The following is a 12,120-nucleotide window of genomic DNA, read 5'->3' on the forward strand; positions in this document are numbered from 1 at the left end:
ATGCATCCGCATCGGGTTCTCGCGCCTGCACGGGTGGCGCTGCTGCGCCCGCGCTCGGCGCTGGCAGCGGCCGCCGGCGCGCTGCTGGATCGCCTGCAGGCCGGCGGCTTCGCCGCGGTCGAAGCCGACCAGCACCGCGATCCCGCCCTGAACCACCTGCGTATCGCCCGTCGCGATGCACCCGGACCGGCCGCGTACGCGACGCCCGACCACGTCCTCCCGACCCTGATCGCCGATGTCGTCGCCTGCGTCCGCGCCCTGCCCGCCACCCACGGAGCCACGCCATGAGCCGACCGCGATCCACGTCGCCCTCGCCGGCACGACAGTATCCGGTGGCACCGGCGCATCGGCTGGGCCTGGCCGTGTGGCTGTGGCTGCCGCTGCTGCTCGTGGCCGCGGTGATCGGCGCCTTTGCGCTGCACGCCGCACGGCCCGGCGCGCTCTGGTGGCATTTCGGATTATTGGCCCTGATCGGTGTGGCCGGCACCGCCACCTTCGCGCGGCAGCGCGTGCTGTTGCGCGACGGCCTGGTGGAAATACGGGCGACCTTCCTGACCAAGCGCGTGCCGCTGCCCGCGCTGCGCCTGGAGGCCGCGCGCGTGGTCGCGCTGTCCGAGCACACCGGCTTCAAGCCGGCATTGAAGCTGTTCGGTTTCGGCTACCCCGGTTTCCACGCGGGCTACGTCCGGACCCGCGACGGGCACAAGGCGTTCTGCCTGATCACCGGCGATCGCGTGCTGGCCGTACCGCTGCACGAGGGCGGCTGGCTGCTGCTCAGCGTCGAACAGCCCAGGCAGGTGCTGCAGGAATGGCAGACGCTCTCGGCGCGGGCGCCCGGCGGCGAAGGGACACCCCGCGCGGCCCGCCGCCTGGCCTGAGTCCGACACGCGTCGCCGGGTCGTCGCTGTTGCGACCGGCCGCACAGGGCACGACATGCTGCGCGCGGTGCGGCAAGTTCTCGCGGTTCGCACGCGTCCAGTACGTCGAGGAGGCCAAGTCGGACGTTCTGGCGTCTGCAAGACGATATGCTGGAACACCAGCCACGCTCGTCCTCGTCGCCAGCCGCGCGCGTCACGACGACGACGACGTCGCCCTCCACATGACGCCTCAAGGATCGGCCCGATGGACGACCCAGCGCCCCGCGAGATTCCCACCACCGCCCCGGCGCTGCCGCCGACGCTGTCGGCGCGGCTGCACGGGCTGCACTGGCACCGCAATCTGGTCGGCGAAGCCGGCGCCCAGGTCTACCGGCTCGACGGTGCCGGCACGCCGGATCTGTACCTCAAGCGCGGCACCGGCATCTCGCACGACGAGGTGGTGGCCGAGTTCGCACGGCTGCACTGGCTGCGCGGGACAGGCTGCGTGCCGCGCGCACTGCATTTCGAGGCCGACGCCGCTGGCGCCTGGCTGCTGAGCGAAGCGTTGCCGGGCAAGACCGCCTACCAGTGGCTGCAGGACGCGCCCGCGCAGGCCGAGCGCATCGTGCAGGCGCTGGGCGAGTTCCTGCGTCGCTTCCATGCCGTGCCGATCGACACCTGTCCGTTCGACGCGAGCCACCCGCTGCGTTTGGCCGCGGCGCAGCAGCGGCTGCAGGCGGGCCTGGTCGACACCGAGGACTTCGACGCGGCGCGTGCCGGCTGGTCGGCGGACGCAGTGTGGCAGGCGATGAGCGCGCTGCTGCCGCTGGCCAGCGAACGCGTGCTGTGCCACGGCGACTATTCGCTGGACAACATCCTGCTCGACGCGGCGGACCACGTCGTCGGGGTGATCGATCTCGGCCGTGCCGGGGTCGCCGATCCGTACCAGGACCTGGCGATCCTGGCCAACTGCCTGGACGAGTTCGGCCCGGCGCTCGCCGGCGGCTTCTTCGCCGCGTACGGCATCGCTACGCCGGACCGCAAGCGGCTGCAGTTCCACCAGTTGCTCGACGAGTTCTTCTGAACCGCGTCCGCCGCATCGTGCGCGGCGCGGCAGGATTGCCCGCGCGACTGGCCGCCCGCGGTGCTTGGCTCTACCCTGTGCCGATGCGCACCGTTCCCCACCTGCTGCTCAACACCGAGTCCATCGAACTGCTGCCGGCCGCGCGGCTGCGCGCCCGCAGCAACGCCGACGCGCGCCAGCTCGCGCAAGCGACCTGGCTGCTGCGGCGCAAGCACGACGGGCGCTACCTGGCGACCGCGAACGCACACGGATTGCACGCGCTGGTGCCGAGGCTGATGCACGAACCCGGCATCGACGCGGCACTGGATCGGCTCGACGCGCTGCCCGCACGCGGCGCACTGCGCGAAGCCGACGCCTGGTTGCCGCTGCACGCGCTGCAGGAACAACTGGACCAATTGGGCCTGGCCGCCGACGCCTACGCGCAGCGCAGCGGCCTGCCGCTGCAGCCGGAGCCGGCCACCCTGCACGCGGCCGGCAACGACCGCTACCGGCGCCCGCTGTGGCTGAGCGCGGGTGCCGCACGCGCCTGGCATGCGCTGCGCCGTGCCGCCGCGCGCGATGGCGTGGTGCTGGAGGCAATCTCCGGCTATCGCAGTCACGCGTATCAACTGGGCATCTTCGCGCGCAAATTCGCCCGCGGGCAGACCCTGGAGCAGATCCTCGCGGCCAATGCCGCACCGGGCTTCAGCGAGCATCACAGCGGGCACGCCCTGGACATCGGCACGCCCGGCGAGCCGCCAGCGGAGGAAAGCTTCGAACGCACGCCCGCCTTCGCCTGGCTGCGCACGCACGCCGGCGCCTTCGGCTACCGGATGAGCTATCCGCGCGACAACCCGCATGGCATCGTCTACGAACCCTGGCACTGGTGCTGGCAGGAGGCCGCTTGCGCATGATCCGTTCCCACACCCGCCGGCCGCGCGCCGGCACCGCCGCTTGGCGGGCGCTGACGCTGCTGGCCCTGGCGCTGCCCAGCTGCGCCGCCGCGCAATGGCACGACCGGCAGGGCCAGCCCCTGCCCGACAGCGCCGAGCGCGGGCACGACAAGGCCTTCGCCGCCGCGCTGCAGATCGCCGACGACGCCGACTTCGCCACGTTCGCGCAGGAGTGGGGGCAGACCGAGGCCGCGCATGCGCCGCAGCTGCGCACGATCGCGCGCGTGCATCGCGGCCAGTTGCTGCGCGTGGCGCTGCTGTACTCCGGCTGCGCGCCCAGCCCCAACAACGGCGGCGCCTGCGATGCGCAGATGAGCCTGCGCGTGCTCGGCCCCGACGGCAGCACCACCCTGCAGGATCCGATGCGGCCGCTGGGCATGGGCGGCCCGCCGGCCGCCGCCGGCCTGCTGGAACTGGCACCGCTGTCGGTGCAACTGCGTTTCGAGGACAGCGACCCCCTCGGCACCTACACCGTGCAGGTCACGGTCAACGATCCCAGCCAGGACGCGTGGGTGCGCCTGAAGGCGCAGATCGAGTTGGTGGCCGCCCCCTGAATGGCCCACTGCCCCGTCTGTTCCAAGGACAGCGTCGTTGATGGACGAGCACATCGATCATAGCCGCCGTGCCGCCAGCGCCACGCTGCTCGGCGCGGGCGCCGCCCTGGCGCTGCCGGGATGCGGCCGCAGCGCCCCGGATCCACTGGAGGTCGGCGACATCGCCGCCATCGACCGGACCCGTGTCGCACGTATCGCGCAACCGCGCAGCACCGCGGAGGTGGACGCCCTGCTGCGCGACAGCAACGGCGCGGTGTCGGTCGGGGGCGCGTGCTACAGCATGGGCGGCCAGGTCAGTGCCGCCGATTCGCTGCATCTGGATCTGCGCAGCCTGATCGGCGTGGTGCGGCTGGATCGGGAAGCGCAGCGGATCCGCGTGCGCAGCGGCATGCGCTGGCGCGATGTGCAGGACCAGATCGATCCGCACGATCTTTCGATTGCGGTGATGCAGAGCTACAGCAACTTCAGCGTCGGTGGCTCGATCTCAGTCAATTGCCACGGCCGCTACCTGCACGCCGGTCCCATCGCGCACACGGTGCAGGCCCTGCAACTGGTCGATGCGCAAGGCAGCGTGCACGAACTCGACCGCCAGCGCGACCCGGCGCTGTTCGCCGCGGCGATCGGCGGCTACGGCGGCCTCGGCGTGATCACCGAAGCCGAGCTGTCGCTGGCGCACAACGATCTGCTCGAACGCCACGTCCAGCAGCTGCCACTGGCCGACTACCCGGCGTTCTTCGCCGAACGCATCGCCAGCGATCCGCTGGCGGTCATGCACAATGCCGATCTGATGCCGCCACGCTTCGACCAGCCGCTGGCGGTGACCTGGCGGCGCAGCATCGCGACACCGACCGAACCTCGCCGGCTGCTGCCCCGTGGGCAGGACTACGCGCGCGAACGGTCCCTGATCTGGGCTGCCTCGGAGCTACCGATGGGTCCATGGCTGCGCGAGCGCTACCAGACCGAACCGCTGCTGCACACGCCGGCGGTTATGCGCCGCAACTGCCAGGCCAGCCTGGATGCGAATGCGCTGGAGCCGCGCACGCGGCGCCTGTCCACCTTCCTGCTGCAGGAATACTTCGTGCCGGTGGCGGCATTCGCCGCATTCGCACAGGACATGGCAGCGATCCTGCGACGCCATGAGGTCAACGCGCTCAACGTCTCCATCCGCCACTCGCCTGCCGACACGGTGGCGTTGCTGCGCTGGGCGACGCAACCGGTGTTCTCGTTCGTGCTGTACCACAAGCAGCGCAGTGGGATGGCCGCGGACCGTGACGCGGCGGTATGGACGCGGCAACTGATCGATGCCGCACTGGCGCACGGCGGCCGCTACTACCTGCCGTACCGTCTGCATGCCAGCACACGCCAGTTCGCCGCGGCCTATCCGGAGGCAGAGGCGTTCGCGCGGATCAAGCACCAGGTCGACCCGCAAGGGCGCTTCCGCAACCATCTATGGGACAAGTACCTGCCGCGTGCATAACCGGTACGCGCGCGCCTGACAGGGCAAGAGCCGAGACGGCACGCAGCGGAGTGCCAGCGTCAACGCCGCAGCGCATCCCCCGCCCACAGCAGCCAGCCCAACATCAGCGTGGTGCCGCCGATCGGCGCCAGCCGGGTCGGCCACTGCGCCAGTGCGTTGCCGGCCAGGCTGCCGGAGAACAGCAAGGTCCCCAGCAGCAACAGGCACAGCGCAACACGTCCGAGCAGGCGCTCGCTGCGGCGGCCCAGCGCCGCCAGCGCCACGCCGTGGCCGAAGGCGTACAGCGCCGCGGTCTGCAGGTGCGATTGCGCCAGGGGCTCGGCCACGCCGTGCGAGGCATAGGCGGACAGGCCGATGGACACGGCCGCGAGCAGTGCGCCGGCGCTGCTCAGCCAGAACGGCCCGCGCGTACGGCGATCGAACGTCAGCATGTGCGATCCCTCCGGGAGCACGGCAGCGTTTGCCGCCCCCCCCATAAACAGAACGCGCCGCAAGATGCGGCGCGTTCCGGTTCACTCGTCCACCAGGGCAGGACTTACTTGATCGCCCAGTAGATGTCGTAGGTGCCTTCCGGCGAGAACGACTTGTCCACCCCGCCCTTCCAGGCTTCGTACGGACGGTCGGTCACGTCGTAGCCGCTGGTCGCCGCCCAGGCACGCAGCGCGTTGCGCGCCGCATCCAGGCCCGCCATGTGGCCGGTGTAGCTGGCGAAGGCGGAACGGTGCGCTTCGGTCCGCACGTAGGTCACCGGAGCGCCCTGCGGGATGGTCACCTTCAGCGGCTCGCCAGCGGCGGCAACCGGGGTGGCATCGACCGGCGCGGCAGCCGCGTCGTCCTTCTTGTCGTCCTTCTTCTCATCCTTCTTGGCGTCGTCCTTCGGCGCGCCACCGGCACGCTTGCGCACCGGCTGGGCGACGTCGAACGCGTACTTGTCGGCGCCGAAGTCGGTGGTGACGATGCGCACCGGACCGGCCGCTTCCAGGCCGTTGGCGTCCATCACCCGCTTGATCCACTCCTGGTTGTCCTTGATGGACTTCTTGATGGAGTCGTTGTCGCGGTCGATGTTGCCGGCGTTGACCACCAGCAGGTCCTCGGCCGGGACGTCGACGACCTTCAGATCCTTCAGCGGGGTGTCGTCGGAGCGGTAGTCCACGTTCGGCACGGTGGCCAGCACGTTGCTTAGGCGCGACAGACCCAGCTTGATGTCGTCGCCGACATGGCGGCTGACGTACAGGCCGGCGTAGCGACCCAGCAGGTCCCAACCGTACTTGACGGTGTAGTCCTGGGTGATCTTCACGTTGCGGCCGTTCTTGCCGGTCGACTCGAGCTTGAACGTGGTGGTCTTGTCCTTGCCCTTGGTCTCGTCCTCGATGGCGATGACCACGTCCTTGTTCTTCTCGGTCGAGGTGATGGTCCAGCTACCCTTGCCGATGTAGCCCTCCTTGGAGCTGTAGTCCAGGCGCGCGCCGACGCCGGATTCCGGGCCGGAGAGCTTCAGCTCGATGCGCGGGTCGCGCAGCACCAGGGGGTTCCAGTCCTTGAACCGACGCAGGCTGTTGACCGTGTCATAGACGATGGTCATGCGCCGATTGGTCTCGACGCTTTCGGACATGTGACGCTCCGAGGGCAGCACCACGCCGACAATGACGAACAGGCCAGCCACGATCCCCAGGGCGATCAGGAACTCGATAATACGGGTCATTCAGGAGGTCTCCGGGGCCGATCCCACGGCCGGGTTGATGAAGCGAAGCGCCCATCCTAGCAGGCTTCGCTGTCCGTGGTCAGCACATCACGGAATGCCGCTTCGCCCCCTGCCGCAACGGGCTTGCGCGGTGCCGGCGACGGCCGCGGGAACGGCGCCGCGGGCAACCAGACCATTGTCCTGACAGCAGCACCGGACAGGCCTGCGCGGCCGGTCCGCGACCGCATCGAAGCGAGCAACGGCGGCACCATCGGGCCGACGGGCGTACCGCAAGACTGCTCGGCCCAGGCCAGACCACTTGCCTGCACGGGACAAGCCTGCCCCGCCTGTGGCGGCACCTCGTGCACGGCACCCGGCTGCACCGCAGCCGCCCGACATGCGCGTTACCGGTCTCCGCGGGCCGTCATCCTGTCTCGTTCAGACCACCTGCAGCGCCGGGCCGGGCCTCCGGTCCGTCAGACCAGCTGCAGCTCGAACGCCTTCAGCACCGCCCGCGTGCGGTCGCGCACGCCGAGCTTGGAGAGAATGTTGGAGACGTGGTTCTTGATCGTGCCCTCGGCCACGCCCAGCGAATTGGCGATCTCCTTGTTGGAGAAGCCGCTGGCCATCAGCCGCAGGATCTCGGTCTCGCGGTCGGTCAGCGGGTCGGGCCGGTCCAGGCTGACGAAATCGTTGCGCATGTGCTCCAGGCCCGAGAGCAGGCGCTGGGTCACCGCCGGCTGCACCAGCGAGCCGCCAGCGGCCACGGTACGGATCGCGCCCACCAGTTGCTCCAGCGACACGTCCTTGAGCAGATAGCCCTTGGCCCCGGCCTTGAGCCCGGCCAGCACCAGTTGGTCGTCGTCGAAGGTGGTCAGGATGATGGTCGGCGGCAGCGCCGCGGCGCGCGACAGCACCTGCAGCGCCTCCAGCCCGGACATCGAGGGCATGCGCATGTCCATCAGCACCACGTCGGGCAGCACCTGCGGGATCAGCTCCACCGCCTGGCGGCCGTCGCTGGCCTCGGCCACCACCTCGATGCCGCCGTCCAGCGCCAGCAGCGAGCGGATGCCCTGCCGCACCAGGGTTTGATCGTCGACCAGGCAAACACGGATCATCACAACACTCCTTGGGGAACGGCGGGCGGCAGCAGGGTGGCGGCGCCGGGAACCGCGGCGCGCAAACGGAAACCCGCGCCGGGCGCGGCCGTCACGTCCAGGCTGCCGCCGTACTGGCTCAGGCGCTCGCGCATGCCGCGCAGGCCGTTGCCGGGGGCCAGCGTCTCGCAACCGCGGCCGTCGTCGCGCGCCTGGATCACCACTTGCGGGCCGTCGCGGCGCACCTCGATCCACAGATTGTCGGCCTGGGCGTGGCGCACCGCGTTGGTGATGATCTCCTGGGTGCAGCGCAGCAACACGTGTGCGCGCTCGGGATCCTCCACGGTCAGCGGCTCCTCCACCTGCAGATGGATCTGCAGCGACGGCACCCGCTCGGCCAGCGGCCGCAGCGCCGCCGCCAGGTCGATCGCGCCGCTGTCGCGCAGCTGGCTGACCGCCTCGCGCACGTCGGTTAGCAGCAGCTTGGCCAGGGTATGCGCCTGCTGCACGTGCTCCTGGGCACGGCCCTCGGTGATGTGGCCGGCCACTTCCAGGTTCAGGCTCAGCGCGGTCAGGTGGTGGCCGAGCAGGTCGTGCAGTTCGCGCGAGATGCGGGTGCGCTCGTTGACCCGGGCGCTCTCGGCCAGCAGCGCGCGGGTGGCGCGCAGTTCGGCGTTGAGCTGGCGCTGCTCCTCCCGCGCCTGGGTCTGCTGGCGCGCGACCAAGCTGGTGACGAAGATGAACATGGAGAAGCCGCCGTACAGCAGCGACTGCATCAGCGCCTCGAACGGCGGGAAGCCGATGGTCAGGTACACCGGCAGCACCGCCAGCTGGCTCAGCAGCAGCCAGGCCACGCCGGCACGTACCGGCAGCAGCCAGGGAATCACCCCTGCCGCCACCATCATCAGGATGCTGCCCAGCCCCGAGCGGTGCAGATAGCCGACCGCCAGCGCGCAGATGGTCAGCAGCACCAGCATGCCGCGGTCGTACCAGCGCACGCCGTCGCCGCTGTGCAGGCGCCGGGTCAGCAGGAAATAGACCACGCCGAAGCCCAGGTAGCTGGCCAGCAGCAGCCATACCTCGCCGCTGGGCATCCGTCCCGACTCCTCGACCGGCTCCCAGTACAGGTACAGCAACGGCATGCAGATGACGGCCCAGGTGAACAGGCCGGCATAGCGCAGGACGCGGGTATGGCTGAGATATCCCAACATGCGGCCATCTTAGGATGAACGGCGCGCATTGCACTCCCACGGAAGTCATGCCGGCGCGGCTCGCCGCCCCGGGTCGCGCGTGCGATAATCCGGCCCGGCGGCCCGCACGGGGCCGCGCGCGCATCAGCAATGGAGTCTCAATGTCGATCGTCATCCGCGACGTGCGCGAGCACGAGCTCGATTCGGTCCTGGCCCTGAACAACAACGCCGGACTGGCGATCCTGCCGCTGGATTCGGCCAAGCTGCACCGCTTCTACGAAACCGCAGAGTACTTCCGCGTCGCAGAGCGCGACGGCAACCTGGCCGGCTTCCTGGTCGGCTTCGGCAGCGACAGCGACCACGACAGCAGCAATTTCGCCTGGTTCCGCGAGCGCTATCCGCAGTTTTTCTATATCGACCGCATCGTGGTGGCCAGCCGCCGCCGCGGCGGTGGCGTCGGCCGGGCGTTCTATGCCGACGTGCAGAGCTATGCCGAGTTGCGCTACCCGCAACTGGCGTGCGAGGTTTTTCTGGATCACGGCGCCGATGCGGCGCTGCTGTTCCATGGCAGCTTCGGCTTCCGCGAAGTGGGCCAGAACACGATGAACGAAGTGGAGGTGCGTGCGAGCATGCTGTTGAAGGATCTGTGCAGTTACACCTGGGTGCGCGAAACCTATGGCGACACCCTGCCCGAGCTGCCCTGGGCCGGCCATGCCCATCGTCTGCAGCGGGCGCAGCGCCCGACCGGGACCTGAGCGTGTCGTCGGTGAATCTGGATTTCGAGCAGGCCGGCGAACTGAAGATCGGCCAGGTCGGCATCGCCAACCTGCGCGTGCGCACGCTGGACGTGGCGCGGCTGAGCCAGGAGATGCGCGAGCGCGTGCAGCGCGCGCCCAAGCTGTTCGGCCGTGCCGCGGTGATCATCGATTTCGGCGGTCTGGCGCAGACCCCGGACACGGCCACCGCGCAGGCGCTGCTGGACGGCCTGCGCGACGCCGGCGTGCTGCCGGTGGCGCTGGCCTACGGCACCCGCGAGATCGAGGAACTGTCGGTGGCGCTGGGCCTGCCGCTGCTGGCCAAGTTCCGCGCGCAATACGAGCGTTTCGACGGTGGCGCAGTCGCCGCCGCGCCGGCGCCGGTCTCGCCGCCGCCCCCGCCTCCGCCGCCGCCCGCTCCGGCGGCGCGGCCGCAACCCGGGCGCATGCAGAAGAACGCGGTGCGCTCCGGACAGCAGCTGTATGCGGAGAATTGCGACCTGACCGTGATGGCCACCGTCGGCGCCGGCGCCGAGGTGATCTCCGACGGCAGCATCCACATCTACGGCACCTTGCGCGGTCGCGCGCTGGCCGGCGCCCAGGGCAACACCGAGGCGCGGATCTTCTGCCGCGATTTCCACGCCGAACTGGTCGCCATTGCCGGCCACTACAAGGTGCTGGACGATATTCCCAAGGAACTGCGTGGCAAGGCCGTCCAGGTCTGGCTGGAGCAGGACCAGATCAAGATCGCCGCGCAAGACTGACGCGGCCCTACCACGAACGTATCAGGAGATAGTCCTTTGGCTGAAATTATCGTTGTCACCTCCGGCAAGGGCGGCGTCGGCAAGACCACCACCAGCGCGAGCCTGGCCTGCGGGCTGGCGCGACGCGGCAAGAAGGTCGCCGTGATCGACTTCGACGTGGGCCTGCGCAACCTCGACCTGATCATGGGCTGCGAGCGCCGCGTGGTGTACGACTTCGTCAACGTGGTGCACAACGAAGCCACCCTGAAGCAGGCACTGATCAAGGACAAGCGTTTCGACAACCTGTTCGTGCTGGCCGCCTCGCAGACCCGCGACAAGGACGCGCTGACCCAGGAAGGCGTGGAGAAGGTGCTCAAGGACCTGGCCGCCGACGGCTTCGACTACATCGTCTGCGACTCGCCGGCGGGCATCGAGAAGGGCGCGTTCCTGGCGATGTACTTCGCCGACCGCGCGGTGGTGGTGGTCAATCCGGAAGTGTCCTCGGTGCGCGACTCCGACCGCATCCTCGGCCTGCTCGACTCCAAGACCCACAAGGCCGAGAGCGGCAAGAGCCTGCCCGCGTTCCTGCTGCTGACCCGCTACAGCCCGGCGCGCGTGGAAACCGGCGAGATGCTGAGCATCGCCGACGTCGAGGAAGTGCTCGGCCTGAAGGCGATCGGCGTGATCCCCGAATCCGGCGACGTGCTCAACGCCTCCAACAAGGGCGAGCCGGTGATCCTCGATGGCGAATCGCCGGCCGGCCAGGCCTACGAAGACGCCGTGGCGCGCATCCTCGGCGAGGAACGTCCGATGCGTTTCATCTCCGTGGAGAAGAAGGGCTTCTTCACCAAGTTGTTCGGAGGGTGAGCATGGGACTATTCGATTTCCTCAAGACCAAGAAGAACACCGCCGAAACCGCGAAGAACCGCCTGCAGATCATCATCGCGCAGGAACGCAGCCAGCGCGGCGGCCCGGACTACCTGCCACTGCTGCAGCGCGAACTGCTGGAAGTGATCAAGAAGTACGTCAACATCGACGCCGACGCGGTCAAGGTGGACCTGGTCAAGGACGGCGAGCACGACGTGCTCGACATCTCCGTGGCCCTGCCGGAAGGGCCGACGCCCTGAGGCCGCGCGTCGGCCGTGGCCGACGCCGCGGCTGACGCGCCGGTCCAGCCCGGCGCCGCGACGGGCCGTGCCTGCGGTGATCGGGCGCGCCGCCGCGCCCTTTCCCTCCCAACGACGTCCAGACGATGCAGACCGATGCCGCCCTTCCCGCTGCCGCCGCCCAGGTGCTGACCGTGGGCGCGATCGGCCTGGACGCGCCGCGCGCGCTGCTGGCCGGCTACGGGCTGGCCCTGCACCGCGTCGCCGATGGCGCCGCCATTCCCGGCAGCTACTGGGGCGAGCCGGAGGCAGGGGTGATCGCCAGCGACGTCTACGTGCGCGACGACACGCCGGTGCATTCGCTGCTGCACGAAGCCTGCCACCTGATCGTGCTGCCGCCGCAGCGGCGCGCGCAGGTGCATACCGACGCCACCGACTCGGTGGAAGAGGAAGATGCCACCTGCTACCTGCAGATCGTGCTGGCCGACGCCCTGCCCGGCGTGGGCCGCGCGCGGCTGATGGCGGACATGGACGCCTGGGGCTACACCTACCGGCTCGGCTCCACCCGCGCCTGGTTCGAGCAGGACGCCGACGACGCGCGCGCCTGGCTGGCGCAACGCGGGCTGCTGCCGGCACAGGCCTAG

Annotated in this window: 15 protein-coding genes; 11 read left to right on the forward strand and 4 right to left on the reverse strand. The window is 69.8% G+C overall.

Features of this window, described 5'->3' with window-relative positions:
- From FHR56_RS10485 to FHR56_RS10510, 6 genes are all read left to right on the forward strand, one after another.
- Positions 1–288, forward strand: coding sequence for a hypothetical protein (locus FHR56_RS10485; RefSeq protein WP_184502625.1), 288 nt, complete (start codon positions 1–3; stop codon positions 286–288).
- The gene (locus FHR56_RS10490) at positions 285–878 is read left to right on the forward strand and encodes a hypothetical protein (protein ID WP_160947627.1); all 594 of its coding nucleotides are present in this window, start codon (positions 285–287) and stop codon (positions 876–878) included. The genes FHR56_RS10485 and FHR56_RS10490 overlap by 4 nt, the downstream gene beginning before the upstream one ends.
- A 244-nt stretch (positions 879–1,122) precedes the next feature.
- Complete coding sequence (locus FHR56_RS10495) at positions 1,123–1,941, forward strand: APH(3') family aminoglycoside O-phosphotransferase (protein WP_160947626.1); 819 nt, start codon at positions 1,123–1,125, stop codon at positions 1,939–1,941.
- Between the two features lie 83 nt (positions 1,942–2,024).
- Positions 2,025–2,834 carry a M15 family metallopeptidase gene (locus tag FHR56_RS10500; protein ID WP_160947625.1) on the forward strand — a complete coding sequence of 270 codons (810 nt, stop codon included), beginning with the start codon at positions 2,025–2,027 and terminating at the stop codon, positions 2,832–2,834.
- Entirely contained in the window at positions 2,831–3,427 is a 597-nt protein-coding gene (locus tag FHR56_RS10505; protein WP_160947624.1) for a hypothetical protein, read from the forward strand. Before FHR56_RS10500 ends, FHR56_RS10505 begins: the two co-directional genes overlap by 4 nt.
- A gap of 40 nt (positions 3,428–3,467) precedes the next feature.
- On the forward strand, positions 3,468–4,904 hold the full coding sequence (locus FHR56_RS10510; RefSeq protein WP_160947623.1) for an FAD-binding oxidoreductase: 1,437 nt from the start codon (positions 3,468–3,470) through the stop codon (positions 4,902–4,904).
- A gap of 59 nt (positions 4,905–4,963) precedes the next feature.
- Here FHR56_RS10510 and FHR56_RS10515 read toward each other — a convergent pair whose 3' ends face one another.
- From FHR56_RS10515 to FHR56_RS10530, 4 genes are all read right to left on the reverse strand, one after another.
- Positions 4,964–5,335 (reverse strand): DUF423 domain-containing protein, encoded by a 372-nt coding sequence (locus FHR56_RS10515; protein WP_160947622.1) that lies wholly within the window; start codon positions 5,333–5,335, stop codon positions 4,964–4,966.
- 104 nt (positions 5,336–5,439) lie between these two features.
- Positions 5,440–6,606: a polyketide cyclase gene (locus FHR56_RS10520; RefSeq protein WP_019797156.1), complete on the reverse strand. Its 1,167-nt coding sequence runs from the start codon at positions 6,604–6,606 to the stop codon at positions 5,440–5,442.
- A 455-nt stretch (positions 6,607–7,061) separates the two neighbouring features.
- Positions 7,062–7,703 (reverse strand): response regulator transcription factor, encoded by a 642-nt coding sequence (locus tag FHR56_RS10525; protein ID WP_010341202.1) that lies wholly within the window; start codon positions 7,701–7,703, stop codon positions 7,062–7,064.
- The gene (locus tag FHR56_RS10530; RefSeq protein WP_160947621.1) at positions 7,703–8,893 is read right to left on the reverse strand and encodes a sensor histidine kinase; all 1,191 of its coding nucleotides are present in this window, start codon (positions 8,891–8,893) and stop codon (positions 7,703–7,705) included. Before FHR56_RS10530 ends, FHR56_RS10525 begins: the two co-directional genes overlap by 1 nt.
- 140 nt (positions 8,894–9,033) lie before the next feature.
- Between FHR56_RS10530 and FHR56_RS10535 the strand changes: the two genes are divergently transcribed.
- The 5 genes from FHR56_RS10535 to FHR56_RS10555 all read left to right on the forward strand — a co-directional run bounded on the left by FHR56_RS10535 (position 9,034) and on the right by FHR56_RS10555 (position 12,120).
- On the forward strand, positions 9,034–9,627 hold the full coding sequence (locus FHR56_RS10535) for a GNAT family N-acetyltransferase (protein ID WP_160947620.1): 594 nt from the start codon (positions 9,034–9,036) through the stop codon (positions 9,625–9,627).
- Positions 9,628–9,629: 2 nt separating this feature from the next.
- Positions 9,630–10,391, forward strand: coding sequence for a septum site-determining protein MinC (gene minC / locus FHR56_RS10540; protein ID WP_160947619.1), 762 nt, complete (start codon positions 9,630–9,632; stop codon positions 10,389–10,391).
- A gap of 36 nt (positions 10,392–10,427) precedes the next feature.
- Positions 10,428–11,237 (forward strand): septum site-determining protein MinD, encoded by an 810-nt coding sequence (gene minD, locus FHR56_RS10545; RefSeq protein WP_160947618.1) that lies wholly within the window; start codon positions 10,428–10,430, stop codon positions 11,235–11,237.
- A gap of 2 nt (positions 11,238–11,239) precedes the next feature.
- Entirely contained in the window at positions 11,240–11,497 is a 258-nt protein-coding gene (minE, locus tag FHR56_RS10550; RefSeq protein WP_017910131.1) for a cell division topological specificity factor MinE, read from the forward strand.
- A 125-nt stretch (positions 11,498–11,622) separates the two neighbouring features.
- Positions 11,623–12,120, forward strand: a complete 498-nt coding sequence (locus FHR56_RS10555; protein ID WP_017910132.1) for a hypothetical protein — start codon at positions 11,623–11,625, stop codon at positions 12,118–12,120.

The organism is Xanthomonas sp. F10 (assembly GCF_014206815.1).
Classification (GTDB): Bacteria; Pseudomonadota; Gammaproteobacteria; order Xanthomonadales; family Xanthomonadaceae; genus Xanthomonas_A; species Xanthomonas_A indica.

Coding starts and splice junctions, on each gene's coding strand:
- FHR56_RS10485 (WP_184502625.1), top strand. CDS start 1: ATGCATCCGCATCGGGTTCTCGCGCCTGCACGGGTGGCGCTGCTGCGC.
- FHR56_RS10490 (WP_160947627.1), top strand. CDS start 285: ATGAGCCGACCGCGATCCACGTCGCCCTCGCCGGCACGACAGTATCCG.
- FHR56_RS10495 (WP_160947626.1), top strand. CDS start 1,123: ATGGACGACCCAGCGCCCCGCGAGATTCCCACCACCGCCCCGGCGCTG.
- FHR56_RS10500 (WP_160947625.1), top strand. CDS start 2,025: ATGCGCACCGTTCCCCACCTGCTGCTCAACACCGAGTCCATCGAACTG.
- FHR56_RS10505 (WP_160947624.1), top strand. CDS start 2,831: ATGATCCGTTCCCACACCCGCCGGCCGCGCGCCGGCACCGCCGCTTGG.
- FHR56_RS10510 (WP_160947623.1), top strand. CDS start 3,468: ATGGACGAGCACATCGATCATAGCCGCCGTGCCGCCAGCGCCACGCTG.
- FHR56_RS10515 (WP_160947622.1), bottom strand. CDS start 5,335: ATGCTGACGTTCGATCGCCGTACGCGCGGGCCGTTCTGGCTGAGCAGC.
- FHR56_RS10520 (WP_019797156.1), bottom strand. CDS start 6,606: ATGACCCGTATTATCGAGTTCCTGATCGCCCTGGGGATCGTGGCTGGC.
- FHR56_RS10525 (WP_010341202.1), bottom strand. CDS start 7,703: ATGATCCGTGTTTGCCTGGTCGACGATCAAACCCTGGTGCGGCAGGGC.
- FHR56_RS10530 (WP_160947621.1), bottom strand. CDS start 8,893: ATGTTGGGATATCTCAGCCATACCCGCGTCCTGCGCTATGCCGGCCTG.
- FHR56_RS10535 (WP_160947620.1), top strand. CDS start 9,034: ATGTCGATCGTCATCCGCGACGTGCGCGAGCACGAGCTCGATTCGGTC.
- minE (WP_017910131.1), top strand. CDS start 11,240: ATGGGACTATTCGATTTCCTCAAGACCAAGAAGAACACCGCCGAAACC.
- FHR56_RS10555 (WP_017910132.1), top strand. CDS start 11,623: ATGCAGACCGATGCCGCCCTTCCCGCTGCCGCCGCCCAGGTGCTGACC.